This is a genomic window from Patescibacteria group bacterium (genome assembly GCA_034660655.1).
Lineage (GTDB): Bacteria > Patescibacteriota > Patescibacteriia > JAACEG01 > JAACEG01 > JAACEG01.
Genome location: JAYEJU010000060.1, coordinates 1 through 1,554 on the forward strand (window position 1 = coordinate 1; position 1,554 = coordinate 1,554).

2 protein-coding genes are annotated in these 1,554 nt (G+C 23.7%); both read right to left on the reverse strand.

Annotated features, from left to right (window positions below; genetic code table 11):
* Positions 1-349, reverse strand: a 349-nt coding sequence (locus U9O55_04595) for a hypothetical protein (protein MEA2089083.1), incomplete at its 3' end; no start/stop codon positions are given.
* A gap of 319 nt (positions 350-668) precedes the next feature.
* Positions 669-1,418 carry a hypothetical protein gene (locus U9O55_04600; protein ID MEA2089084.1) on the reverse strand — a complete coding sequence of 250 codons (750 nt, stop codon included), beginning with the start codon at positions 1,416-1,418 and terminating at the stop codon, positions 669-671.
* Positions 1,419-1,554: the final 136 nt, after the last annotated feature.

Consider the following 1,554-nt stretch of genomic DNA (forward strand, 5'->3'; position numbering starts at 1 on the left):
CTACTATCACTCCAACCGACCATTCTGCAACTTTCATCTCATCCTTTTTGTCCCTAAACCTAAACTCAACTCCCCAATATTCATTCCTATATTTTTTCCAGCCATTAGCTTCTTTTGTTAATTCGCCTTTGTATTTATCCTTTACATTTATATTTGTATTCTTATTTGTATTTTTGTTAATTAACTCATATCTATTATCTTTTTGTTCTTCGCTAACATATATATTCTTATTATTATTTTGATTCTTATTTTTATTCAAATCAATATCTTTTGTTATTATAAAAACAGCAAGACTTATTACTAATAAAGCCAAAACAAAAATAATTAAGTTGTCTTTTTTATTCATCATAATTTTTCACAAATTTTTATTCTTGATTTTATATTATCAAAAAAACAAAAACCTGTCAAAAAAAATAATCTAAAAAAATAATCTAAAAAAATAATCCGATTACAATCATCAAACCCACAAACACATTTCTAAACTTTTCATTTTCTACTCCTTTTTACTGGTTTTAGATTTGCGATTTAAAATCTGATCTTGTGTTTATTTAATTGTCAATGTCCTTTCATTATTCTGCCTCCTTTTTTATTTTTTGTAGAAAAAGTTTTTCTTTTCCACAAGATAAATCCTTTATTAAAAAAGATTTATTTTGTGAAAAAAAATAGATTTATTGTATATAATCAAAAGTTTTGATCATAATGTCAAATATTTTATAATATTCATCAGTTTGTGAATGACGCGGAGTAAACTGACTAATTTGTATTGTTGTTGTATTTTTGAAACGTCCTTGTTTTTTTGCTTCAAAATAAATCATTTCAGAAGAAACAGTATCAGGAGATGAGCCATGCGAAACATTCCATGTAATTCTATATCCTTTTATTCCAGAATAAGTTATAACTTCTTTTATAGAATTTAAAGATTCATGATTTTGGATTCCAGGATGAATTTTATATATCTCTTCGTCCAATTTATTTGACATATAAAAAAATATTTCCCCAACACCGCCAGTATCAATCACAATTTTATTATCATTGTCTTTTGTAAAATCTGCTCCTGCTTTAGTATTAGGAAATTCTCTTGCGTTCCAATCTCTTGGATATCTAATTGAATATCCATATTCTTCATTTCTATAAATATTCCAATCACTTACATCAACCCCGTCAATAATAATTTTAGTTTGTTGATTAGTGTTTATATTCTGATTTATATTTTGATTAACTATCTTATTTACATTCTTATTTTGATTAATCAGTTCATATCTATTATCTTTTTGTTCTTGGCTAACATATATATTCTTATTATTATTTTGATTCTTATTTTTATTCAAATCAATATCTTTTGTCATCACAAAAACAGCAAGACTAATTACTAATAGAGCTAAAATGAAAATAATTAAATTATCTTTTTTATTCAACATGATTTTTTTACAAATTTTTATCTTTTTAATAATTTTAATTTACCATAAAAGCAAAAACGTGCCAAAAATTGCAAATATTATTTTGAGTGAAATATTAAAATAAAATTTTGAAACATTATTTTTAACATTTTCAATT